The 22,811-nt window shown below is 73.0% G+C and carries 19 protein-coding genes and 1 pseudogene; 10 read left to right on the plus strand and 10 right to left on the minus strand.

Annotated features, from left to right (window positions below; translation table 11 throughout):
• Positions 1 to 9: 9 nt before the first annotated feature.
• From OG737_RS08650 to OG737_RS08665, 4 genes are all read right to left on the minus strand, one after another.
• Positions 10 to 1,140, minus strand: a complete 1,131-nt coding sequence (locus OG737_RS08650; protein WP_328925617.1) for an RNA polymerase sigma factor — start codon at positions 1,138 to 1,140, stop codon at positions 10 to 12.
• 140 nt (positions 1,141 to 1,280) lie between these two features.
• On the minus strand, positions 1,281 to 3,368 hold the full coding sequence (locus OG737_RS08655) for a molybdopterin oxidoreductase family protein (protein ID WP_405679984.1): 2,088 nt from the start codon (positions 3,366 to 3,368) through the stop codon (positions 1,281 to 1,283).
• A gap of 185 nt (positions 3,369 to 3,553) precedes the next feature.
• Positions 3,554 to 4,324: a glucose 1-dehydrogenase gene (locus OG737_RS08660; RefSeq protein ID WP_405679983.1), complete on the minus strand. Its 771-nt coding sequence runs from the start codon at positions 4,322 to 4,324 to the stop codon at positions 3,554 to 3,556.
• A gap of 67 nt (positions 4,325 to 4,391) precedes the next feature.
• On the minus strand, positions 4,392 to 5,123 hold the full coding sequence (locus OG737_RS08665) for a vancomycin high temperature exclusion protein (RefSeq protein WP_405921384.1): 732 nt from the start codon (positions 5,121 to 5,123) through the stop codon (positions 4,392 to 4,394).
• Positions 5,124 to 5,437: 314 nt separating this feature from the next.
• Between OG737_RS08665 and OG737_RS08670 the strand changes: the two genes are divergently transcribed.
• From OG737_RS08670 to dnaG, 4 genes are all read left to right on the plus strand, one after another.
• Positions 5,438 to 6,157: a sirohydrochlorin chelatase gene (locus tag OG737_RS08670; protein WP_405679981.1), complete on the plus strand. Its 720-nt coding sequence runs from the start codon at positions 5,438 to 5,440 to the stop codon at positions 6,155 to 6,157.
• A 36-nt stretch (positions 6,158 to 6,193) separates the two neighbouring features.
• Entirely contained in the window at positions 6,194 to 7,510 is a 1,317-nt protein-coding gene (locus tag OG737_RS08675) for a deoxyguanosinetriphosphate triphosphohydrolase (protein ID WP_405679980.1), read from the plus strand.
• Between the two features lie 93 nt (positions 7,511 to 7,603).
• Positions 7,604 to 8,878, plus strand: coding sequence for an FAD-dependent oxidoreductase (locus OG737_RS08680; protein ID WP_328925621.1), 1,275 nt, complete (start codon positions 7,604 to 7,606; stop codon positions 8,876 to 8,878).
• A gap of 34 nt (positions 8,879 to 8,912) precedes the next feature.
• Positions 8,913 to 10,826 (plus strand): DNA primase, encoded by a 1,914-nt coding sequence (dnaG, locus tag OG737_RS08685; RefSeq protein ID WP_328925622.1) that lies wholly within the window; start codon positions 8,913 to 8,915, stop codon positions 10,824 to 10,826.
• Between the two features lie 35 nt (positions 10,827 to 10,861).
• On the opposite strand, the gene OG737_RS08690 is transcribed toward dnaG, so the two are convergent.
• Positions 10,862 to 11,323 carry a gamma-glutamylcyclotransferase family protein gene (locus OG737_RS08690; RefSeq protein WP_328925623.1) on the minus strand — a complete coding sequence of 154 codons (462 nt, stop codon included), beginning with the start codon at positions 11,321 to 11,323 and terminating at the stop codon, positions 10,862 to 10,864.
• A gap of 273 nt (positions 11,324 to 11,596) precedes the next feature.
• On the opposite strand from OG737_RS08690, the gene OG737_RS08695 reads away from it, so the two are divergent.
• A complete protein-coding gene (locus OG737_RS08695; protein WP_328925624.1) occupies positions 11,597 to 12,139 on the plus strand; it encodes a hypothetical protein in 543 nt (180 codons plus the stop codon).
• A gap of 292 nt (positions 12,140 to 12,431) precedes the next feature.
• Positions 12,432 to 13,019, plus strand: coding sequence for a class F sortase (locus tag OG737_RS08700; protein ID WP_328925625.1), 588 nt, complete (start codon positions 12,432 to 12,434; stop codon positions 13,017 to 13,019).
• 207 nt (positions 13,020 to 13,226) lie between these two features.
• Here OG737_RS08700 and OG737_RS08705 read toward each other — a convergent pair whose 3' ends face one another.
• The gene (locus OG737_RS08705; protein ID WP_405679979.1) at positions 13,227 to 14,003 is read right to left on the minus strand and encodes a sulfite exporter TauE/SafE family protein; all 777 of its coding nucleotides are present in this window, start codon (positions 14,001 to 14,003) and stop codon (positions 13,227 to 13,229) included.
• Positions 14,004 to 14,298: 295 nt separating this feature from the next.
• Positions 14,299 to 14,832, minus strand: a pseudogene (locus OG737_RS08710) (ferric reductase); the annotation flags it as partial.
• Between the two features lie 223 nt (positions 14,833 to 15,055).
• Here OG737_RS08710 and OG737_RS08715 point away from each other — a divergent pair.
• From OG737_RS08715 to nirD, 3 genes are read left to right on the plus strand one after another with little or no spacing between them, the layout of a single operon-like run.
• Positions 15,056 to 16,285, plus strand: a complete 1,230-nt coding sequence (locus OG737_RS08715; RefSeq protein ID WP_328925627.1) for an FAD-dependent oxidoreductase — start codon at positions 15,056 to 15,058, stop codon at positions 16,283 to 16,285.
• A 1-nt stretch (position 16,286) separates the two neighbouring features.
• On the plus strand, positions 16,287 to 18,809 hold the full coding sequence (gene nirB / locus OG737_RS08720; protein WP_405921385.1) for a nitrite reductase large subunit NirB: 2,523 nt from the start codon (positions 16,287 to 16,289) through the stop codon (positions 18,807 to 18,809).
• Positions 18,806 to 19,138 (plus strand): nitrite reductase small subunit NirD, encoded by a 333-nt coding sequence (nirD, locus tag OG737_RS08725; RefSeq protein WP_328925629.1) that lies wholly within the window; start codon positions 18,806 to 18,808, stop codon positions 19,136 to 19,138. The genes nirB and nirD overlap by 4 nt, the downstream gene beginning before the upstream one ends.
• 16 nt (positions 19,139 to 19,154) lie before the next feature.
• Here the strand turns inward: nirD and OG737_RS08730 are convergent, their stop codons facing one another.
• Complete coding sequence (locus tag OG737_RS08730) at positions 19,155 to 19,562, minus strand: VOC family protein (protein WP_328925630.1); 408 nt, start codon at positions 19,560 to 19,562, stop codon at positions 19,155 to 19,157.
• Between the two features lie 113 nt (positions 19,563 to 19,675).
• On the minus strand, positions 19,676 to 20,143 hold the full coding sequence (locus tag OG737_RS08735; protein ID WP_328925631.1) for a group III truncated hemoglobin: 468 nt from the start codon (positions 20,141 to 20,143) through the stop codon (positions 19,676 to 19,678).
• A 161-nt stretch (positions 20,144 to 20,304) separates the two neighbouring features.
• Here OG737_RS08735 and OG737_RS08740 point away from each other — a divergent pair, with 161 nt between their 5' ends.
• Entirely contained in the window at positions 20,305 to 21,465 is a 1,161-nt protein-coding gene (locus OG737_RS08740; protein ID WP_328925632.1) for an alkaline phosphatase PhoX, read from the plus strand.
• A 69-nt stretch (positions 21,466 to 21,534) separates the two neighbouring features.
• Here OG737_RS08740 and OG737_RS08745 read toward each other — a convergent pair whose 3' ends face one another.
• Positions 21,535 to 22,587, minus strand: coding sequence for a winged helix-turn-helix domain-containing protein (locus OG737_RS08745; protein ID WP_328925633.1), 1,053 nt, complete (start codon positions 22,585 to 22,587; stop codon positions 21,535 to 21,537).
• Positions 22,588 to 22,811: the final 224 nt, after the last annotated feature.

The raw sequence follows: 22,811 nt of genomic DNA on the forward strand, positions 1-22,811 counted from the left end.
CCTCGCCCCTCAGTCCAGGTAGCCGCGGAGCTGGTCGGCGAAGGCGTGGTCGCGCAGTTTGCTGAGGGTCTTGGACTCGATCTGGCGGATCCGCTCGCGCGTCACGCCGAAGATCCGGCCGATCTCCTCCAGGGTGCGCGGGCGCCCGTCGGCGAGCCCGTACCGTAGCTGGACGACCTTCCGCTCGCGCTCGCCGAGGGTCGACAGCACGGCTTCCAGGTGCTCGCGCAGCAGGAAGAACGCGGCGGACTCCACGGGCGAGGCGGCGTCGCCGTCCTCGATGAGGTCCCCGAGCGCGACGTCGTCCTCCTCACCGACCGGGGCGTGCAGCGAGACCGGTTCCTGGGCGAGGCGGAGCACCTCCAGGACCCGCTCCGGGGTCAGCTCCAGGTGGGCGGCGACCTCCTCGGCGGTGGGCTCGTACCCGCGCTCCTGGAGCATGCGGCGCTGTACGCGCACGACGCGGTTGATCAGCTCCACGACGTGGACGGGCACCCGGATGGTCCGGGCCTGGTCGGCGAGGGCCCGGGACATCGCCTGCCGGATCCACCAGGTGGCGTAGGTGGAGAACTTGTACCCGCGGGCGTAGTCGAACTTCTCGACGGCCCGGATGAGCCCGAGGTTCCCCTCCTGCACGAGGTCGAGCATGGTGAGCCCGCGTCCCACGTACCGCTTCGCGACGGAGACGACGAGCCGCAGGTTCGACTCGATCAGCCGACGTTTGGCCATGCGCCCCATGACGACGAGTTTGTCGAGGTCCAGGGCGAGCTGGGAGTCGAGGTCCGGGGTGCTGCCCAGTTTCTCCTCGGCGAACAGTCCGGCTTCGACGCGCCGCGCGAGGTCCACCTCCTCGGCTGCGGTCAGCAGCGGGATCCTGCCTATCTCGCGCAGGTACTGCCGGAACAGATCGGCGGACGGGCCCGCCCCACCGTCCGCCGAGGTCCGTTTGCGCTGCGGGGGCACCGGCTCGATCAGCTCAAGTACCTCGGGCTCTTCGTGCTCTTCGTCCACGGCTTCGGCCTCTGCGGGTTCCGAGGACTCGCTCACGTTCACGGTCACGGTCAGGATCCGGGTCTGCACGGGGGCGACCTCCAGGGCTCCGAGGACGGGGGCACCGCACTTCAGTGTGGGGTACGACACACCACTGCCACGAGGGGCGTGCGAACACTTTCTGCGTCCGGTGCGTGACCGGATGGTTACCCCCCGGCGGGAACGCCGAAGCGGATCGGACTCATGTCCGATCCGCTTCTCGTCCAGGCCCGGCCTCCGGGGCGGGAATCCTAGGTGGCCGGTTCGACGCGGACCGCGCACACCTTGAACTCCGGCATCCGGGAGACCGGGTCTAGCGCCGGGTTGGTCAGGGTGTTGGCACGGCCCTCGCCCGGCCAGTGGAACGGCATGAAGACGGTGTCCGCGCGGATGGCGTCGGTGATGCGGGCCGGGGCCACGGCGCGGCCGCGGCGGGAGATCACCGCAAGGGGGCTGCCGTCGACGGCGCCGATGCGGGCGGCGAGGCGGGGGTGGAGCTCCACGAAGGGGCCGGGGGCGGCCTCGTTGAGCTCCGCGACGCGGCGGGTCTGGGCGCCGGACTGGTACTGGGCGACCACGCGCCCGGTGGTGAGCAGCAGCGGGTATTCGGCGTCGGGGACCTCGCCGGCGCCCCGGTGGACGACGGGGACGAAGCGGGCCCGGCCGTCCTCGGTGGCGAAGCGGTCGAGGAACAGGCGGGGCGTGCCCGGGCTTTCCTCCGGGCAGGGCCAGAAGACGCCCTGTTCGGCTTCGATGCGGGCGTAGGTGATGCCCGAGTAGTCCGCCGGGCCGCCGGCCGAGGCACGGCGCAGTTCGTCGAAGACCTCCTCGGGGGCGGTGGGGAAGCCCTTCTCGACGCCGAGGCGGCCGGCGAGGCCGTGCAGTACCTCGAGGTCGGTGCGGACTCCCGGCGGCGGGGTGAGGGCCCGGCGGCGGAGCAGGACGCGGCCCTCCAGGTTGGTGGTGGTGCCGGTCTCCTCCGCCCACTGGGTGACCGGGAGGACCACGTCCGCGAGGGCGGCGGTCTCGGAGAGGACCACGTCGGCCACGGCGAGGAAGTCCAGGGAGCGGATGCGGTCCTCGATGTGGGAGGCGTGCGGGGCCGACACCACCGGGTTGGAGCCCATCAGGAGCAGGGCCCGGACGTCCGTGCCGAGGGCGTCGAGCAGTTCGTACGCGCTGCGGCCGGGGCCGGGGAGGTCGGCGGGGTCGACGCCCCAGACCCCGGCCACGTGTGCCCGGGCCGCCGGGTCGGTCAGCTTCCGGTAGCCGGGGAGCTGGTCGGCCTTCTGGCCGTGCTCGCGGCCGCCCTGGCCGTTGCCCTGGCCGGTGAGGCAGCCGTAGCCGGAGAGCGGGCGGCCGGCCCGGCCGGTGGCGAGGCACAGGTTGATCCAGGCGCCGACGGTGTCGGTGCCCTTGGACTGCTGCTCGGGGCCGCGGGCGGTGAGGACCATCGCGGAGGAGGGGGCGCAGAACATGGCGACCGCCTCGCGCAGCTTGGGCACGGGAACGCCGGTGACACGTTCCACCAGCTCGGGCCAGTGGGCCATCGCGGCGGCCCGGGCCTCCTCCCAGCCGGTGGTGCGGCTCTCGATGAACTCCTCGTCCGTACGCCCTTCCGCCACCACGAGGTGCAGCATGCCGAGGGCGAGCGCGAGGTCGGTGCCGGGGCGCGGGGCCAGGTGCAGGTCGGCCTGTTCGGCGGTGCGCGTGCGGCGGGGGTCGATGACGATCAGGGTGCCGCCGTTGGCCTTGAGTTCGGTGAGGTAGCGCAGGGCGGGCGGCATGGTTTCGGCCAGGTTGGAGCCGACGAGGATCACGCAGCCGGTGCGGGGGATGTCCTCCAGCGGGAAGGGCAGGCCCCGGTCGAGCCCGAAGGCCCGCTGGTGCGCGGCGGCGGCCGAGGACATGCAGAAGCGGCCGTTGTAGTCGATCTGCGAGGTGCGCAGGGCCACGCGGGCGAACTTGCCGAGCGCGTACGCCTTCTCGTTGGTGAGCCCGCCGCCGCCGAAGACGCCGACCGCGTCCGGGCCGTGCGCGCGGCCCGTGCGGGCGAGGCCCTCGGCGACGGCGTCGAGAGCCTCCTCCCAGGTGGCCGGTTCGAGCTGCCCGGCGTGGGTGCGGACGAGCGGACCGGTCAGGCGCACCCGGGAGGAGAGCACGGCGGGGGCGGTGCGGCCCTTGCCGCACAGCGCGCCCCGGTTGACGGGGAAGTCCGGCCGCTCCTCCACCGTCACACCGGCGCCGTCCACGACGCCCGGTGCGGAGCGGAGGTTCATGCCGCACTGCAGCGCGCAGTACGGGCAGTGCGTGGCGGTGACGGAGTCCGAGGTGTGCATGACGCCAGCGTGCGTCGTCGGTGTTACGCCGGCAGCCGCCCCGCGTTACGGGTCGGGGTGCTCTGCCTCAGCGCCGCCCGGCGCCTGCGGTGAGGCCCGGCGCTGCGGTGGCCGGCCCGGCCGCCGGGTCGGGGAAGACGTCACGCGGGAGGGGCGCGTGTTTTCTTCCACCGGCCGGACCGGGATCACTGGCCGGTCATGTGCTTCGCCGTGAGGCCCGCGGTCCAGCCGCCGTCGACCGCGAGTTCGGCGCCCGTCATGTACCCGGCGGCGTCCGAGAGCAGGAACGCGACGGCGGCGGCGATCTCCTCGGGGACTCCGACGCGGCCCATCGGGGTACCGGGGAAGTTGCCCTCGCCCGCCTGGATGCCGACGGGGGCGGTCATCGGGGTCAGCGTCATGCCGGGGTGTACGGAGTTGACGCGGATCTTCGCCTCGGCGAGCTCGACCGCGCCGATCTTCGACAGGCCGCGCACGCCCCACTTGGAGGCTCCGTACCCGGCGGTGAGGGCCAGTCCCGTCAGGCCGGCGGCGGAGGAGATGTTGACGATGGAACCGCCGCCGTTCGCCCGCAGCAGCGGGATCGCGGTCTTGATACCGATGAACACACCGACCAGGTTGATCTCCACGACCTGGCGGAAGTGATCGACGCTCTCGTGCTCCAGGAACTGGCCGGTGGCTATGCCGGCATTGTTCACGAGGCCGTCGAGGCGGCCGAACTCGGCGACCGCGTACTCCAGCGCCGCCTGCCAGTCGGCCTCGCTCGTCACGTCGTGCCTGAGGAAGCGCGCCGAGCCGCCGAGCTTCGCGGCCGTCTGCGCGCCCTCCGCCTCCAGCACGTCGGTGATCAGGACTTTGCCGCCACCGTCCACGACGGCCTGTGCCGTCGCCGCGCCCAGGCCGCGGGCTCCACCGGTGACGACGACGACCTTGCCGCCCAGATCCACAACAGCCACGTTCCACACCTCTGACGCTCGGACCGACAGACCGGCATATGACTAATCGGCATAAGCCGACGCCGCGTCAGTCTGTCAGAGCGCCCAGGGCCCGCGACACCCCTTGTTCCTTCGGCCCCATGAAGTGCGGCGCGGGCTTGAAGACCGCGTCCAGCGCCGCCTTGCCGGCCGCGAACACCTCGCGGGTCCCGCCGTAGTACCAGGTGGAGTCGTGCTCGTCGTCCACGCCGACGCCGTACGACTCCAGGCCCGCCACCTGGCACAGGGCGACGGCCCTGCGTATGTGGAAGCCCTGGCTGATCAGCACGGCACGCTTGACCCCGAATATCTCCTTGGCCCTCACGCACGAGTCCCACGTGTCGAAGCCGGCGAAGTCGCTGACGATCTGCCCGTCCGGAACCCCGTGCTTGGCCAGATACGTGCGCATCGCGTCGGGCTCGTCGTACTCCTGACGGCTGTTGTCCCCGGTGACCAGCACGACCTTGACCTTGCCCGCGCGGTACAGCTCGGCGGCCGCGTCGAGCCGTCTGGCCAGATAGGGCGTGGGCTGCCCGTTCCACAGGCCCGCCCCGAACACCACGGCCACCTCGGCGGCCGGCGCGTCGGCCGTGGTCCGCAGCCGGTCCGCGGCCGCCGCGTGCGTCCACGCCGAGGGCAGCAGCGCCAGCACGCAGCCCGCCATGACCACCCGCACGGCCCGCCGCCGACCCGGCACACCGAGCGGGAGCCTCGGCCGCCTCCCCGCCGCCGCCGCTGCCGCCGCTGCCGCCGCCGACCGCACGCGCTCCGTGACCTTCATGATCGCCCCCCATGCACCACACGTTCCACACATCGTTCGCACGGATTGACGAGCGAGCCCCGTCCTCCAGTTCCGCCCTCCCCGCCATTCACTCGCACGGATGACCGAGCGGGTGGGTGAGCAACAGGAAAACACCCGTCATCCCGGCGCAACGCGGCGGCAACCTCCGGCGCGCAGGATCGGTTCATGACGGAGCCGGTGCACCCTCCCGACATCCTGCCCCTCCCCTTCGACAGCGCGGCCGAGCTGCTCAGCCTCATCACCATCCAGCTGGGCACACAGCTCAGCACCTTGCGCCGACCCGGAGTCCGCCCATGCAGCCCACCCTCGTCGCCGTCGCGCACGGCAGCCGCGACCCCCGCGCCGCGCACACCGCCCGCGCCCTCCTCGACCGTGTCCGCGAACTCCGGCCCCGCCTCGACGTCCGGCTCGGCCACATCGAGCTGAGCGAGCCGCTCCTCGACGACGTGCTGCGGGAGCTGCGCGGCGAGGCGGTCCTCGTCCCGCTGCTCCTCGGCCGCGGGTACCACGTCAAGCGCGACCTTCCGGCGGCCGCCGCCCGCGCCCCGCACCTGCGCGTCGCCTTCGCCCCGCCGCTGGGCCCGCATCCGCTACTCGTCGAGGCCCTCTACGAACGGCTGCTGGAGGCCGGCTGGACCCCCGGCGACGCCGTGGTCCTCGCCGCCGCCGGTTCCCGCGACCCCGACTCGGCGGCCGACACCCGCAGCACCGCCGACCTGCTCGCGGAACGCCTCGGCGGCGTCCCGGTGGTCCCGGCCTACGCCTCGGCCGCCGGGCCGAGCGCACCCGACGCGGTCCGGGCACTGGCCGCCCGCGGCCACCACCGGACGGCCGTGGCCTCGTACTTCGCCGCTCCCGGCCGGTTCGCCACCCAGACCGCCGCGGCCTCGCCCGCCCTCGCCGCGGCCCCGCTGGGCGACCACCCGGCCCTCGCCCGGCTGTTGCTGCACCGCTACGACCAGGCCCTGGCGCTGCCCCGCGGCGTCTTGCGGCCGGAACTCGTCTCCGCCTGATCCCGGTTTGTCGGAGGTTCCGGTTACCGTCGATTCATGGAAGGCACCACGCACGCCACCGCAGACGACCTCTACGACGCAGCCGACACCGAGCGCTGGGCCGCCGAGCCCGACAAACGGCCCGGCCGGACCGCCTTCCAGCGCGACCGGGCCCGCGTACTGCATTCGGCCGCCCTGCGCCGCCTCGCCGGAAAGACCCAGGTGGTCACCCCGGGCACCCGCTCGTACGACTGGGACGCGAGCCCCCGTACGCGCCTCACGCACTCCCTGGAGTGCGCCCAGGTCGGCCGGGAGCTCGGCGCCGCGCTCGGCTGCGACCCCGACCTCGTCGAGGCCGCCTGCCTCTCCCACGACATGGGCCACCCGCCGTTCGGCCACAACGGCGAGGAGGCGCTCAACGAGTTCGCCAAGGACTGCGGCGGATTCGAGGGCAACGCCCAGTCGCTGCGCCTGCTGACCCGCCTGGAGCCCAAGCGCTTCGTTCCCGACCCGGCCGGCGGCGAACTCGTCAGCGTCGGCCTCAACCTCACCCGGGCCTGCCTGGACGCAGCGACCAAGTACCCGTGGGCGCGCGGGGGCCACCCCACCGACCCCGGCTCGGTGAAGTTCGGCGCCTACGAGGATGACCTGCCGGTCTTCGCATGGCTGCGCCGCGGCGCGCCCGCCGACCGCAAATGCTTCGAAGCCCAGGTCATGGACTGGGCGGACGACGTCGCGTACTCCGTCCACGACTTCGAGGACGGGCTGCACGCGGGCCACCTCGACCCCAACCTGCTCTTCTCCGAGCCCGAGCGCACCGCGATCTGGCGGGTCGCCATCGGCCGTTACGTGCCCGCCGACACCGAGCCGGAGGAACTGCGGGACGCGCTCGACCGTTTGATGGAGCAGGAGTGGTGGCCGCACGGGTACGACGGCTCGGCCGTCGCCCAGGCCCGCCTGAAGGACGCGACCAGCCAGCTCATCGGCCGGTTCTGCCTGGCCGCCGAGGGCGCCACCCGCGAGGCGTACGGTTCCGGCCGTCTCACCCGGTACGGCGCCGAACTCGTGGTCCCCCGCGAGGCGCGCAACGAGTGCGCGGTCCTCAAGGCGGTCGCCGATCTGTACGTCATGCAGCGCGACGAGCAGGAGCGGATCCGGGCCGATCAGCGCATCGTCCTGGCCGAACTCGCAGAAGCGCTCAGCGCCCGCGCCCCCGAGGGCCTGGACCCGCAGTTCCGGGCCATCTTTGACGCGGCGGCGGACGACAAGGCCAGAAAGCGGGCGGTCGTCGACCAGATCGCGTGCCTCACGGACGCGGCCGCACGCTCCCTGCACGCACGCCTCACCCGGCGTGCCCGACGCGCCGAAGGGTGAGCTGATCGGGCCACTCCCCCTTCACGCGGCAGGCTCGGTGCGGGACGCTCGCATGTGGTCGCATGTGGCGGAGAGGTTATGAGGAGGCATCAGGTGGTCGACGCACACCGGACATTCGTCATCGTCGGCGCGGGGCTGGCCGGGGCAAAAGCGGCCGAAACGCTGCGTTCCGAGGGGTTCACGGGGCGGGTGATCCTGATCGGCGACGAGCGCGACCATCCCTACGAACGGCCCCCGCTGTCGAAGGGGTACCTGATGGGCAAGGACGACCGCGACAGCGTCTTCGTCCACGAGCCGTCCTGGTACGCGGCGTCCGATGTCGAGCTGCACCTCGGCCAGCCCGCGGTCCACCTGGACCGGGACGCCAAGAGGGTGGTCCTGGTCGACGGCACGGCGCTGCCCTACGACAAGCTGCTGCTGGCCACCGGCGCCGAGCCGCGCCGCCTGGACATCCCGGGCACGGGCCTGGCCGGGGTGCACCACCTGCGCCGGCTCGCGCACGCCGAGCGGCTGCGGGGCGTCCTGGCCTCCCTGGGCCGGGACAACGGCCACCTGCTGATCGCGGGCGCCGGGTGGATCGGCCTGGAGGTCGCCGCCGCGGCCCGCGGGTACGGCGCGGAGGTCACCGTCGTCGAGCCGGAGGCCACGCCGCTGCACGCGGTGCTCGGCCCGGAGATCGGCCGGCTCTTCGGGGACCTGCACGCCGAGCACGGGGTGCGGTTCCACTTCGGGGCCAGGCTGACCGAGATCGTGGGCCACGACGGCATGGTGCTGGCCGCCCGTACGGACGACGGGGAGGAGCACCCGGCGCACGCGGTGCTCGCCGCGATCGGGGCCGCGCCGCGGACGGCGCTCGCCGAGACCTCCGGGCTGACCCTGGTGGACCGGGAACACGGCGGCGGGATCGCCGTGGACGCGTCGCTGCGCACCTCCGATCCGGACGTCTTCGCGGTCGGGGACGTGGCGGCCGCCCACCACCCGGTGCTCGGGACCCGGCTGCGGGTCGAGCACTGGGCCAACGCGCTCAACGGCGGTCCGGCCGCCGCGCGGGCGATGCTGGGGCAGGAGGTCAGTTACGACCGGGTGCCGTACTTCTTCTCCGACCAGTACGACGTGGGCCTGGAGTACTCGGGGTACGCGCCGCCGGGCGGCTACGACCAGGTGCTGATCCGCGGGGACGTGGTGAAGCGGGAGTTCATCGCCTTCTGGCTCTCCGAGGGCCGGGTACTGGCCGGTATGAACGTCAATGTGTGGGATGTCACCGAGCAGATCCAGGCCCTGATCAGGTCGAAGGCGCCCGTGGACCGCGAGGCACTGGCCGACCCCTCGGTTCCGCTCGCGTCGCTGATCAAGGCGGAGGGGGCCTGACGGGTTTGTCGGCGTCCGGCCGTAGACTTCACGCGTGGCAGGACGGATCAACGACGACGACGTGAAGGCGGTACGGGACGCGGTCCCGATCGACGCCGTGGTCTCCGACTACCTCCAGCTGCGCAACGCGGGCGGCGGCAACCTCAAGGGCCTGTGCCCCTTCCACGACGAGAAGTCCCCGTCCTTCCAGGTCAGCCCCAGCAAGGGTCTCTACCACTGCTTCGGCTGCCAGGCGGGCGGGGACACCCTCGACTTCATCATGAAGATCGACCACCTCTCCTTCTCCGAGGCGGTCGAGCGCCTGGCCGGCCAGGCCGGCATCACCCTGCGGTACGAGGAGGGCGGCTACACCGCCGGCACCAGCGGCCGCGGTGAGCGCATCCGCCTGGTCGAGGCGCACAAGGCCGCCGCCCAGTTCTACGTCGACCAGCTGGACAGTCCCGAGGCGGAGATCGGCCGCAAGTTCCTGGCCGGGCGCGGCTTCGACCAGGCGGCCGCCACGCACTTCAGCGTGGGCTACAGCCCGGCCGGCTGGGACCACCTGACCCGCTTCCTGCGCGGCAAGGGCTTCAGCGACAAGGAGCTGATCACCTCCGGGCTCGCCCAGGACAGCCGGAGCGGCAAGCCCATCGACCGCTTCCGCGGCCGGCTGATGTGGCCCATCCGCGACATCAGCGGCGAGGTGGTGGGCTTCGGCGCGCGCAAGTTGCGCGACGACGACAACGGCCCCAAGTACCTGAACACGCCAGAGACCGCGATCTACAAGAAGTCCCAGGTGCTCTACGGCATCGACCTGGCGAAGAAGGAGATCGCGAAGACCTCGCGCGCCGTCGTGGTCGAGGGCTACACCGACGTGATGGCCTGCCATCTGGCCGGGGTCACCACCGCGATCGCGACCTGCGGCACGGCCTTCGGCGGGGATCACATCAAGATCCTCCGCCGGCTGCTGATGGACAACGCGACCGCCGAGGTGATCTTCACCTTCGACGGTGACGCGGCCGGGCAGAAGGCGGCGCTGCGGGCCTTCGAGGACGACCAGAAGTTCGCCGCCGAGACCTCGATCGCGATCACCCCGGGCGGCATGGACCCCTGCGACCTGCGCCTCGCGGAGGGGGACGCCGCCGTGTCCGGGCTGGTGGAGTCCCGCACTCCGCTCTTCGAGTTCGCGCTGCGGCACATCGTCGCCCGGCACAACCTGGAGAACCCGGCGGGCCGGGCGGCCGCGCTGGACGAGGCCGCACCGGTCGTCGCCAACATCAAGAACATCGCGATCCAGCACGAGTCCGCGGTCCAGCTCGCGGGCATGCTGGGGATCCGCGACGAGCAGTTCGTGGTCAAGCGCGTCGCGCAGCTGGCGCGCTGGGCCCGCGAGCGCGGCGGACAGGGCGAGGCCCGGCCGCAGCGGGGCGGCGCCCGCCCGTCGTACGAGGCCACCCCCGCGCCCGCCGCCCAGCAGACCGGCGGCGGCCCCGCCCTGAACCTGCGCAGCCCGGCCCACCGCACCGAGCGCGAGCTGCTGAAGCTGGCCCTCCAGCGCCCGGCCCTGGTCTCCCCCGCCTTCGACGCGTACGGGATGGACGAGTTCACCGCCCCGCCCTACGCGGCCGTGCGCCAGGCCATCCAGGACGCGGGCGGCGCCTCGCTCGGCACCGAGGACTACCTCGCCCGCGTGCGTGACGCCGCCCCGAACGACACCGTCCGCGCGCTCGTCACGGAGCTGGCGGTCGAGGCCATCCACGCCAAGACGGTGGACGAGATCTACGCGGGGGTCCAGCTGGTCCAGGTGCGGCTGCGCGCCGTCGACCGCCGGGTCCACGAGATCCAGGGCACGCTGTCCCGGCTGGGCCCGCAGGCCCCGCCGGAGCAACTGGCCGCGGTCCAGGAGGAGCTGTGGGTGCTCCAGCAGTACGGCCAGCGGCTGCGCAACCGGGGCGCCGAGGGCCTGTAGGCCGGCCGAGTGCCTGTAAGGCGGGCCACGGGTCGCTAGGACGACGGGCCCTGGATCCGCTTCAGCCAGTCGCCGCCCGGTATCCCGGTGCCGGACTCCCGCAGGTCGCGGGCGACCAGCGGGGACGCCAGGTAGACCCAGGCGAGCACCCGGGTTCCGTCGGGGCGCAGCGCCTCACGGGCGATCCGGTCGTAGACGTTCCCCGGGCGGCCCGGGCCTGCGTACTCCTCCAGCCGGTCCAGCGCGGCCAGCAGTTCCTCGTACGCGCCCGGCTCCGCGGTGACCAGCTCCCCGGCGACGGCCGAACCGGGGTCCTCGACCGCGAAGGGGTAGCCGGGACCGTCGTAGAGAGCCACGTCCGCAAGGGTGGCGGGCTCCTCCGAGAGGGTGCGGCCGCGCAGGAACAGGTCGTGGTTGACCTCGCCCGGGCGCAGGGTCCCGTATACGAAGAACGGGAGCGGAGCGGTCGGATCTTGTGGCCGAACGACCGATGTCACGGGGCCCTCCCTGGGGTGCGGCGGAATACTCCGCAGGTGGGACGAAGGTCCCGACTCGGCTGCGTACCCCCACCGTACGCACCGCTGTTGCACGACCTCCCGTCACCCGGACGGCGCGGGCGGCCCGAATGGCGGTGATAGCTGCTTGACCTGTGGAAACAACGTCACGGCGGAGCGTCCACAGGCGGACCTGACGGGACATCAGCAGGCGCACGGCGGGCGGGCCGGGTTACCTCGGAACCACGACCCCGTGTCTCCAGGGAGAGTGTCCCCATGCGCCGACGTACCGCCCACGCGCTGACCGCCGCCACGCTGACCTGCGCCGCTTTCGCCGGCCCGGTCGCCGGTGCGGTCGCCGCCGCGGATCTCGGCATGGGGAGCTTCGCGCCCGGCGACTTCGCCGCGCTGGAGGTGTGGCCCAAGTCCGCCGCTCCCGGCACCACGGTCACCGTGAACACCAGTGCCTGCGGGCACGGCAGCCACGCCGAGGGTGATGCCACCACGGTGGGCGGCGGCCGGTTCAAGCTGGCCCCCGGCACCCGCAAGGAGGTGGTAGTCGGGCAGTTCCAGGTCGCCCACGGCACCCGTCCCGGCAGCTACGGCATCGGGGTGACCTGCGCGAACGGCAAGTTCGCCACCGGCGACCTGGTCGTCACCGAACGCGGCCCGCAGGGCCACGTCCAGACCGGGGTGGGCGGTGGCACGACCACCGCCACCGACCCCGCCAAGATCGCGGCGGGAGCGGCAGTGCTGGCCGCGACCGCCGTCGGCGGTACCTGGCTCCTGCGTCGCCGGGCGAGCGGCACGCGGAGCTGACGGACGCCCACCGCGGCTCCGGCCGCGGTCCGACCGGTACCGTCCCCCGTCGCCCGCCCCGCGAGGTCCCCCCGTCGCGGGGCCGGGCGACGGCCAGTCACCCCGAAACGGAAGCCGAGGGATACGGATGGGTGGCGATTTCGGAGGAATCCGGGGCCGCGACCGGCAGCCCTGGCCGACGCCCGGCCCCAGGAACGACCCCAGGGCCCCCAGGGCCTGCGACCGCCCTGGACCGGGTACGGCCTCCCCTGGCCGATCCGGCCGCATCCTCACCGCCCGCCAAGGGGGCCTCGTGGCCATCGCCGCCTGTGTCGGCATCTGGCTCGTGACGAGCGGTTCCCGAGAGCCCGTCGGCCCGCCGCTGCCCTCCCCCGCCGAGGCCCTGACCGCCTCCACCGCCTGGGGTCCCGGTCTCGCGCCGCTGACCGGATCCCCGCCCACCCGGATCCGGATCCCCTCCATCCGGGTCGACGCCCCGTTGACCGGGCTCGGCCTGCAGCCGGGCGGCAGCCTCGAAGTGCCCCCGCCGGACCGGAGCGATCTGGCCGGCTGGTACCGCGACGGCACCACACCGGGCGCCGTCGGCACCGCCGTCATCGCCGGGCACGTGGACGACGCCGCCGGGCCGGGGGTCTTCTACCACCTGGGGGCGCTGCGCCGCGGGGCCGCCGTCGAGATCCCGCGCGCGGACGGCCGTACCGCCGTGTTCACGGTCCACGCGGTCGAGGTCTACGACGCCAAGGGCTTCCCCGACACCCGCGTCTACGGGCCTTCGGCGCGCGCCGAGCTGCGGGTGATCACCTGCGGCGGCGACTTCTCACCGCGCACCGGCTACCGCGGCAACGTGGTCGTCTTCGCCCACCTCACCGGGACGTACTAAGCGGCCTCGGGAAGTGGGGTGCGTTTCCGCGTCGTCCGGTGCGGTGCATCGCAAGGCGGAGCAGTGCCCTTGTACTGGACGCACTCGGGCACTGCGACAACGCGACGAGGTGCCGTGCCTGGGGGCACCTCCCAGCGGTAGCCGGGGGAGCGGCACGGGGACGTGCCCTACGTCCCCGAGGCCGCTTAGCGGACGTACCGAGGCGTGTCAGCCCCACTGCTCGAAGCCGAGCTTGATCACCAGCGCGCCCACCACCGTCAGCAGCACGCCGCGGACGAAGCCACTGCCCTTCTTGAGCGCCATGCCCGCGCCGATCATGGCGCCGGCCAGGTTGAACACCGCCATCAGCGCGGCCAGCTGCCACAGCACCATGCCCTGGTACGCGAACATCGCGAGCGCCCCGGCGTTCGTGCACACGTTGACGATCTTGGCGGTCGCGGAGGCGGTGACCAGGTCGAGGTGGAGCAGCGCGGTGAGCGCGAGCACCAGGAAGGTGCCCGTGCCCGGCCCGATGAGGCCGTCGTAGAAGCCGATGCCGAGCCCGGCGAGGCCGATCGTGAGCAGCACCCGCTGCCGGCTGACGGGCGAGGCGCTCGGGGCGGTGCCGAAGGCGGGCCGGAAGAGCACGAAGCCCGCGACGACCACGAGCACCGCCATGATCAGCGGGCGGAGCGCGTCCTTGCTGATGCCCCCGGCGAGCGCGGCGCCGCCCATCGAGCCGGCGAGCGCCGCGAGGCCGATGCGGACGGCGAGCTTCACGTTCACCGGGGCCTTGCGGAGGTAGGTCACGGCCGCGCCCGTGGTACCGACGATGGCGACGGCCTTGTTGGTACCGAGGACGGTGGCCGGGTGGGCGCTGGGCAGGCCGAGGAGCAGGGCGGGCAGGAGCAGCAGGCCGCCACCGCCCACGACCGCGTCGATCCAGCCCGCGGCGGCTGCGGCCACGCACAGCACGATGATCATGGTTGTCGATATGTCAGGCACGGTCATGACCCTATGGAGCAGTTGGCTGCATGAGCCATCAATCCCCGGAAACTTGCGCAAAGGTTGAGCTTTGTCTGGCCGGCGCCCGCGGGTCCACGACCGCCGTCAGCACGCTCGCGGCCAGCACACTGGCGATCCCCAGCCCGGCGCCCAGCCGCAGGGGGGAGGGTTTGCGGTGGCGAGCCGCGGCCCGGCGCGTGACGGCGGGCGCGGGTGCGGGTGCGGGTGCCGGTGCGGGCACGGACAGGGCGATGTGCAGCGGGTGACGCACGGCGGGGCGGGTCCTCTCGGAAGGTCAGAAGCTGAAGCACTCGGAATGGATGCGTCCGGCCGGCACCCCGGCCCGCAGCAGCGCGGCCCGGGCCGCCTCGGCCATGCCAGGCGGCCCGCACAGGTACACGTCGTGCTCGGCCAGGCCCGGCACCAGCGCGGCCAATGCCTGCGGGGCGAGCGGATCGTAGGCGCCGCCGGAGGACCCGAGCAGGTAGTGCAGCCCGGCCTGCCGCTCGGCGGCGATCGCCTCCAGCTCGGAGCGCAGTACGAGGTGCTCCTCGGCCCCGGCCCGGTAGAGCAGGGTGATGTCCCCGGGGCCGCCGGGCAGCGTCTCGAACAGGGCCCGCATCGGCGTGATCCCGACCCCGCCCGCGATCAGCAGCACCTTGGGCCGCGTCCGGCGGGCGGCGGTGAGCGCCCCGAACGGCCCGGTGGCCAGGACCCGCGCGCCGGGGCGCAGTCGGCGGATCCGGCGGGAGTGGCCGCCGAGCCCCTTGACGGTGATGCGCAGGGTGTTCCCGCGGACCGGCGCGGACAGCGAGAACGGCAGGGCGGTGAGCAGGACCACCACCCCCGCCCCGCCCAGCATCCCGCCCCTGACCCGCACCGCCGCATCTCGCATGCGGGCCACGCTAGGGGCCCGTACGGCGCCGGTGGTGATCCTTAAGTCGGCCTTGAGGAAAGCCTCACGGGCGCTTAACCCGGGTGCTGAGGTGGGCGTTCCCCCTGGGTAACAGCAGCGATCCGGCGGGGAAACAGCGGTCGCGCACGCTCGGGGCATGACATCGGAGCAGCGTGTGGTGGTGATCGGCGGCGGCCTCGCGGGCCTGCGGCTCGCTGCGCGGCTGGGCGGGAGCGCGGAGGTGACCGTTCTCGGCGAGGAGTCGCACGTCCCGTACAACCGGGTACTGCTCGCCGAGGTGCTGGCGGGCCGGTACGCGCCGGAGGTGGCCGCCCTCCCGGCGCCCGGCCCGGCGCTGCGGCGGGGCGTCCGGGCGGTTCGCGTCGACCGGGCCGACCGCCTGGTGCACTGCGACGACGGCGCGGCGCTGGCGTACGACACCCTGGTACTGGCGACCGGGTCCAACCCGGTACTCCCTCCGCTGCGCGGCCTGTTCGATCCCGGGGGGCGGGATCTGCCCGAAGGGGTCCACGCGTTCCGCACGATGGACGACTGCCTCGCCCTGTCGGCGGCCGTACGCCCCGGGGTGCGGGCGGTGGTGATCGGCGGGGGCCTGCTGGGCGTCTCGGCGGCCCGCGCGCTCGCCGCGCGGGGTGCGCAGGTGGTCCTGGCCCAGCAGGCGGAGCGCCTGATGGAGCGGCAGCTGGACGCGGGCGCCTCGGCCTTGCTGGACGCCCACCTGACCGGTCTCGGCGTGGAGATCCACACGGAGTGCCGGGTCCGCGGCCTGACCACGCAACCCGCGGCGTCGGCGCCGGGGCTGCGGAAGGTCACCGGGGTCGAGCTCGCCGACGGCTACCGGCTCGACGCCGACCTCGTCGTGCTCGCCTGCGGCGTCCGGCCCCGCACCGGCCTCGCCCAGGCCGCCGGCCTCGACGTCCTCACGGGCATCGTGGTCGACGGCCTGCTCCGCACCAGCGACCCCCGCATCCACGCCATCGGCGACTGCGCCGAGCACGCCGGCCGGGTGTACGGCCTGGCCGGCCCGGCGCTGGAGCAGGCCGACGCCCTCGCCGCCACCCTCACCGGCTCCCCCACGGAATACACCGGCACCCGCGCCCTGACCCGCCTCACCCTCGGCGGAGCCGACGCGCACTTCGACCTCGCCGCCTTCGGCGAACCGAACCCCCGCCCCGGCGACGACGTGGTCCGCCTCGCCGACGCCACCCGCCGGACCTACCGGACGGTCGTCGTCCGCGGCGACCGCCTCGTCGGCGGGGTGCTGCTCGGCGAGCTCTCCACCGTGGGCGCCCTCGCCCGCACCTGGGAGGGCGACGAATCACCGCACGACCTGTTCCACCTGCTCACCGACGACGGAGGCCACTGACATGACCGAGCCCCTGCCCGCGATCGTGCTCATCGGGCACGGCATGGTCGGCCAGCGCTACCTGGAGGCCCTGGCCGAACGCGGCGCGACCCGGACCCACCGGATCACCGTGCTCTGCGAGGAGCCCCGGCCCGCCTACGACCGCGTACACCTGACCTCGTACTTCTCCGGAAGCACCGCCGAGGACCTGTCCATGACGCCCCCCGGCTTCATGGCCGAGCACGGCATCGCGCTCCACCTCGACGACCCCGCCGAGCACATCGACCGGGCGGCCCGCACGGTGACCTCCCGGTCCGGGCAGGTGTTCCCGTACGACGTCCTGGTCCTGGCCACCGGCAGCTACCCCTTCGTGCCGCCCGTCCCCGGCAAGGACGCCCCCGGCTGCTTCGTCTACCGCACCATCGAGGACCTCCTCGCCATCGAGGAGTACGCGAAGGACCACACCAGCGGCGCGGTCGTCGGTGGCGGACTCCTCGGGCTCGAAGCCGCCGGCGCCCTCCAGGGGCTCGGCCTCGCCACCCGCGTCGTCGAGTTCGCCCCGCGCCTGATGCCCGTACAGGTCGACGAAGGCGGCGGCGCCGCCCTCCTGCGCACCATCGAGTCCATGGGCCTCACCGTGCACACCGGTGTCGGCACCCAGGAGGTGCTGACCGGCGAGGACGGCCGGGTCAGCGGGATGCGGCTCTCCGACGGCTCCACCGTCGACACCGGCCTCGTCGTCTTCTCCGCCGGAGTCCGCCCCCGCGACCAGCTGGCCCGCGACGCGGGACTGGACGTCGGCGAGCGCGGCGGCATCGCGGTCGACGCCCGCTGCCGCACCTCGGACCCGCACGTCTACGCCGTCGGCGAGTGCGCCCTCGCCTGCGACGGCCGGGTCTACGGGCTGGTCGCCCCCGGCTACGAGATGGCCGAGACGGCCGCCGAGGACCTGCTGGGCCGCGAGAAGGAGTTCACCGGAGCCGACCTCTCCACCAAGCTCAAGCTGCTCGGCGTGGACGTGGCGTCCTTCGGCGACGCCCACGGGGCCACCGAGGGCAGCCTGGACGTCGTCTGGTCCGACTCCCGCTCCGGCGTCTACAAGAAGCTGGTCGTCTCCCCCGACGGGATCCTCCTCGGCGGCGTCCTGGTCGGCGACGCGGACTCGTACGGCCTGCTGCGCCCGCTCACCGGCAGCGTCCCGCCCGTCGCCCCCGAGCAGCTGGTCCTGCCGGCCGGTGTCGGCGCGCCCGTCGCGCTCGGCCCGTCCTCGCTCCCCGACCACGCGGTGATCTGCTCCTGCCACAACGTCACCAAGAAGGCCATCACCGCCTTCACCACCCTCCCCGAGGTCAAGAAGTGCACCAAGGCGGGCACCGGCTGCGGCGGGTGCCTCAAGGTGATCGGGCAGCTGCTGCCCGCCGCCGCCGACAAGGGGCTGTGCGGCTGCTTCCCCTTCACCCGTGCCGAGCTCTACGAGATCGTCCGCACCCGCCGCCTGACCTCGTACCAGGAGCTCCTCGACGGCCACGGCCGCCCCGAGGCCCGCGGCGGTAACGGCTGCGAGGTGTGCAAGCCCGCCGTCGGCTCGGTCATCGCCTCGCTCGCCGCGACCCTCGGCGCGAGCGGCTACGTCCTGGACGGGGAGCAGGCCGCCCTCCAGGACACCAACGACCATTTCCTCGCGAACATGCAGCGCAACGGCTCGTACTCGGTCGTCCCCCGCATCCCCGGCGGCGAGATCACCCCCGACAAGCTGATCGTGATCGGCGAGGTGGCCCGCGACTTCGGCCTCTACACGAAGATCACCGGCGGTCAGCGGATCGACCTCTTCGGCGCGAGCGTGGACCAGCTCCCCCGGATCTGGGCGCGGCTCGTCGACGCCGGATTCGAGTCCGGGCACGCGTACGGGAAGGCCCTGCGGACGGTGAAGTCCTGCGTGGGACAGACCTGGTGCCGGTACGGAGTGCAGGACAGCGTACGGATGGCCATCGACCTGGAGCTGCGCTACCGGGGGCTGCGCGCCCCGCACAAGCTCAAGTCGGCGGTCTCCGGCTGCACCCGCGAGTGCGCGGAGGCGCAGAGCAAGGACTTCGGGGTCATCGCGACGGCGAGCGGCTGGAACCTCTACGTGGGCGGCAACGGCGGGGCCACCCCGCGCCACGCCGACCTCCTGGCCCAGGACCTGTCGGACGCGGAACTGATCCGGCTGATCGACCGGTTCCTGATGTTCTACATCCGCACCGCCGACCGGCTGGAGCGGACCTCCAGCTGGCTGGAGCGGCTGGAGGGGGGACTGGACCACCTGCGGGACGTGATCGTGCACGACTCGCTCGGGCTGTGCGCGGAGCTGGAGTCCCTGATGGCCGACCACGTGGCGCACTACCGGGACGAGTGGGCCGAGACGCTGGAGGACCCGGAGCGGCTGCGCCGGTTCGTGTCCTTCGTCAACGCGCCCGGCGCCCCCGACCCGACCGTGAAGTTCGTCCCCGAGCGCGACCAGGTCAAGCCCGACCTGGCCGTCCTGACGATCGGAGGAGTCCGATGACCGTGGAACTGCAGGTGGCGGAGGGCTGGCTGACGGTGTGCGAGCTGTCCGCGCTCACCCCCGGGCGCGGGGTGGCGGCCCTGCTGCCCGACGGGAGCCAGGCCGCCGTGTTCGTCGACCGCGCGGGGCGTGCGTACGCCATCGGCAACCAGGACCCCTTCACCGGGGCGCACGTCCTCTCGCGGGGACTGCTGGGAACCGTGGCGGGCCGGCCCTTCGTGGCCTCGCCGCTGCTGAAGCAGCGCTTCGACCTGGAGTCGGGGCGCTGCCTGGACGACGAGGAGGTGGCGGTCCGGACCTACCCGGTGCGGACCGCCGCGACCTCCTGACCACGGGGCCGGGCGCTCAGCCCTGGACCATGGCCGGGTCCATCCACATGATCTCCCAGGTGTGGCCGTCGAGGTCGTCGAAGGCCCGGCCGTACATGACGCCGTGGTCCTGGGCCGGGCGGGGCTCGGTGGCCCCGGCCGCCAGGGCCCCGTCGACCAGCTCGTCCACCGCGGCGCGGCTTTCGGCGCTCAGACAGAGCAGGACCTCGGAGGTCTTGGTGGCGTCCGCGATCTCCTTGTGGGTGAAGTCCTTGTAGCGGGCCTCGGTCAGCAGCATGGCCACGATGGTGTCGCTGATGACCATGGAGGCGCAGTTCTCGTCGGTGAACTGGGCGTTGAAGGAGTAGCCCAGCTTGCCCCAGAAGGCCTTGCTGGCGCCCAGGTCCTTGACGGGCAGGTTGACGAAGATCATGGTCGCGGACATCTCGGTCTCTCTTCTCTCGTGTGCACTTCGGCGCTTTCGAGAGTGAGACCGTGGCGGCCCGGGAAACTCATCGCTTCCGCGCGAGTTTTTTTGACTTCGTCAGAAACCGCAGGTCAGGCCGCTGCCGAGCGCAGCTTCAGGGCCGCCAGCGGTACGAAGCCGGCCGCGCCCTCGCCGCGCAGCAACTCCGCGTCCGTACCGGCCAGCCGCTTGTGGAGGGCCAGCGCGATCCGCTCGCCCAGCTCCTTGGCGCGCTCGGCGTTCGGCCCGTGGTGCCGGCCGTCGATCGTCGCGCGCCACAGCTGCACCCAGCGGCCGAAGTCCGCGGCGGTCATCGCCCGGGCGGAGTGCAGGGCGCCGTGCGGGGCGAAGGCGTCGCGCCGGTAGTCGGCGGTGCGGAAGAGGGCCCGCTCCCAGAAGTCGGTGATCCGGGGCAGGTGGGCCTCCAGGTCCGTGCCCGCGATCTCCGTGAAGAAGGGCCCGATCCGCGCATCCGCGAAGGCGGCCGTGTAGAAGCGGCGCAGCACGACGTCGAGGTCGGCGCGGCCCGAGATGTCCCCGGCGGCGGCGAATTGGCTCATCGTTCCACCATCCTTCCCCACGGCGCTCTTCTCCAGGGGCGAAAGTCCCGCTGTACGTCACGAGGAATTGATGTCGCGTCAATTCGGTGCCCCTAGGTTCCCCGGTGCGAGCGACTCCGCGCCCGACCGGCCGCGGGGCCTTCCTCCCCCCAGGAGTGACCGTGGAACGTCGTACCTTCCTGCGCGGCGCGGTGATCGGTTCGTCGGCCGCCGCCTTCGGCGGCACCTTGATGCACGGGGCCGCCTACGCCGCCCCCGCCCAGCCCGGTGCCGGGCCCTACGGCGCGCTCGGCGCGGCGGACGCCAACGGCATCCAGCTGCCCGCCGGCTTCAGCAGCCGGGTGATCGCCCGCTCCGGCCAGAACGTCGGACCCACCACCTACAAGTGGCACAGCGCCCCGGACGGCGGCGCGTGCTTCGCGGACGGCACGGGCTGGATCTACGTGTCGAACTCGGAGATCAACCCCTCCGGCGGCGTGAGCGCGGTGAAGTTCGACTCCTCGGGCACCATCACCGGCTCCTACCGGATCCTCTCCAACACGCGGCAGAACTGCGCGGGCGGCAAGACCCCGTGGAACACCTGGCTGTCCTGCGAGGAGGTCAGCCTCGGCTACGTCTACGAGACCGACCCCTACGGCGTGAACGCGGCGGTGCAGCGCCCCGCGATGGGCCGCTTCAAGCACGAGGCGGCCGCCGCCGACCCGGTGCGCCAGGTGATCTACCTGACCGAGGACGAGACCAGCGGCTGCTTCTACCGCTTCATCCCGGCCACCTGGGGCAATCTCGCCTCCGGCACCCTCCAGGTGCTCGTCGCCGGGACCGCCACCTCCGGGTCCTTCACCTGGCAGAACGTGCCGGACCCGGACGGCTCCCCGACCACCACCCGCACCCAGGTCTCCGGCTCCAAGAAGTTCAACGGCGGCGAGGGCTGCCACTACGCCAACGACACGGTCTGGTTCACCACCAAGGGCGACAACCGGGTCTGGCAGCTCAACCTGGCGAGCAGCACGTACGAGCTGGCCTACGACGACTCGCTCGTACCCGGCGGCGCGGCCCCGCTGACGGGCGTGGACAACGTCACCGGGTCCTCGTACGGCGACCTGTACGTCGCCGAGGACGGCGGCAACATGGAGATCTGCCTGATCACGCCGGACGACGTGGTCGCCCCCTTCCTGCGGATCACCGGCCAGTCCTCCTCGGAGATCACCGGCCCGGCGTTCTCCCCCGACGGCAGCCGCCTCTTCTTCAGCAGCCAGCGCGGTACGAGCGGAAGCTCGACCGGCGGCATCACCTACGAGGTGACGGGCCCGTTCCGTACCTGACGGGTACCCGCGGATCCGCATCCGTCCCGTGCGGCCCCGGCCCTTCACCGGGCCGGGGCCGCACGTGCCTCAGGAGGCCACGGCCCCGCCCCGGAGCAGCGCGGCGCCCAGCGGGGTCACCGTGTGCAGCACCGCGTTCCCGTGGCGGAGCGTGGTGACCAGCCCCGCCTCGCGCATCACGCAGGCGTGCTGGCTGGCGGAGGCCAGTGAGACCCCGGCCCGGCGGGCCAGTTCGCTGGTGGTGGCGCCGTCGCCTATGGCCCGCAGCACCACCGAGCGGGTGTGCCCGACGAGCTTGCCCAGGGTGCGCTGGCGGTGCTCCTCCACGGGCCGGGCCGACTCGCCGCCCGCGGGCGCCGAGGCCAGGTGCGCGGCGGCCGGATAGACCAGCACCGGCGGCAGCTCCGGGTCGTGCAGGGTCACCGCGGTGCGCCGGCAGAAGAAGGACGGCTGGAGCAGCAGCCCCCGCCCGCGCAGCCGTACGTCCCGGTCCACGGGGTAGTCGCACTCCAGCACCGGGGCACGCCAGCGCAGCATCGGCGGCAGCGAGGCCAGCAGTTCGTCCGCGCCCCCGTCCAGCAGGGCCCGGCCGCGCGCGGCCCGCTCGGCCTCGATCTGGGCCTGGATGTGCGTCCAGTACGGCTCCACGGCCGCCCGGTGGTATCCGCGCAGCTCGCCGAGCAGCCTCGGCAGCTGCTCGGTGCCGCCGTCCATGAACTCCCGCAACCGCCGCGGGACCGTGGTGTCGGGGCCCCCGCTCACGGCGGAGGGCATCCCGAAGGCCGCCCCGAGGCCCGTTCCCGCGCCCAGCAGCGCCAGCTCGCGGCGCATCCGCTCGGGGCGGATGGCACGCAGGGCGTCGAGGCCCAGGTCCCACCCGTACTGCCCCTCCACAGGGGTCAGGAAATCGGGGAAATAGCCGCGACTCGGTATGAGCGCACCGATCAAGCGTGTTTCACTATTCAACCTGCTCCGGGTTTCCGTACGCCATTCACCGAACAACCGGGCATCACGCCGGTCTCTTAAGCGGTGAAAGCTGAGAATCGTCTCCCACAACGCATCGGGACGCCCTGCCATCCGTACGCGTGCCAGGTCCACTCCAGTGAAATGGATACGCAGCACCGAACCCCCACCTGTGCAACCGCAATCCCCCCGCCCCATGAGTATGCATGCAGTCACACGTGGTCACCACGCCCTTTCGGCCACAGTTGAAACCCCTTTCGGCAGGGGCGTGACAACCGAAATCCTGTACTCCGCCGGGCACACTCCGATGCGACCGAAACGCTCCGCGAAGGCCGTGGGGGGCTTTGCGGGGCCTGGCGGTCGGTCGCACCGGGAAGCGCCGA

It is taken from the genome of Streptomyces sp. NBC_00122 (assembly GCF_045160845.1).
GTDB lineage: Bacteria > Actinomycetota > Actinomycetes > Streptomycetales > Streptomycetaceae > Streptomyces.